The organism is Streptomyces sp. AcH 505 (genome assembly GCF_000818175.1).
GTDB lineage: Bacteria > Actinomycetota > Actinomycetes > Streptomycetales > Streptomycetaceae > Streptomyces.
This window is the reverse complement of sequence record NZ_JTIY01000001.1, coordinates 6,765,892-6,766,744: the sequence shown is the minus strand read 5'-3', so window position 1 is coordinate 6,766,744 and position 853 is coordinate 6,765,892. Positions and strand designations below refer to the sequence as shown.

The following is an 853-nucleotide window of genomic DNA, read 5'->3' as shown; positions in this document are numbered from 1 at the left end:
CGCCGCCGCCGGCTCCTCGGCATCGGCCGACGACGGCGGACCGCGCCCCGCCGGTCCCTCCCAGAGCACGTCCCCCTCGGGGCCCCCCGTCCTGCGCGAGGGCGACACCGGACCCGAGGTCGTCGAACTGCAGAAGCGGATGGGCCAGCTCCTGCTCCAGTACGTCGGCATGCCCGACGGCACGTACGACGCGGGCGTGGAGCGCGCGGTGGCCCGCTACCAGGACAGCCACCACATCACCGGCGACCCGTCAGGTGTCTACGGGGCCGCCACCCGGGCGGATCTGGAGTCCCGTACCAAGGAGCCCTGAGCTGCTCCCTCCTGGGTGACGGACAGCTGACCGGTCAGCGGATAGCCGACCGGTCAGCGGGTAGCCGCCGGAAGGCAGGCACATCACCGAGGAAAGGACACCACCATGTCGTCGTCGCTGCTTGAGTCCGTAGACATCGAGGCGCCGGTGGCGGTGAGCTGGAAGCTGTGGAGCGACGTCACGCGCTGGCCGGAATTCCTCAGTCATGTACGGCACGTCGAGCGCATCGACGACCGCCGCTTCGCCTGGCAGCTCTCGCTGCCCGGCGCCGACAAGGCGTTCGTCGCCGAACTCACCGAGGTCGTGCCGGAGGACCGGATCGCCTGGCGCACCACGGAAGGCGTCCATCACGCGGGGGTCGTCACCTTCCACCACGTCACCGATTCGACGAGCCGGGTCACACTCCAGATCGAGTACGACCCGAAGGGCTTCGTCGAGCGTCTTGGCGCCCTGACCAATCTCGACTCCACGCTGGCCAACTACGACCTGGGCGAGTTCCAGAAGCTGGCCGAGGTCACGGCGGGCGGCTGAGCGGCCGGCCCG

General features: G+C 70.1%; 2 protein-coding genes. Both read left to right on the top strand.

Annotation, left to right across the window (positions count from 1 at the left end):
- The coding region (locus HY68_RS29695) for a peptidoglycan-binding domain-containing protein (protein ID WP_041994687.1) at window positions 1–310 on the top strand (310 nt) is incomplete at its 5' end.
- A 105-nt stretch (window positions 311–415) separates the two neighbouring features.
- A complete protein-coding gene (locus HY68_RS29690; protein WP_041994684.1) occupies window positions 416–841 on the top strand; it encodes an SRPBCC family protein in 426 nt (141 codons plus the stop codon).
- Window positions 842–853: the final 12 nt, after the last annotated feature.

What these genes read in the sequence shown, in the direction of transcription:
- HY68_RS29690 (WP_041994684.1), top strand. Translation starts at nt 416, where the DNA reads ATGTCGTCGTCGCTGCTTGAGTCCGTAGACATCGAGGCGCCGGTGGCG.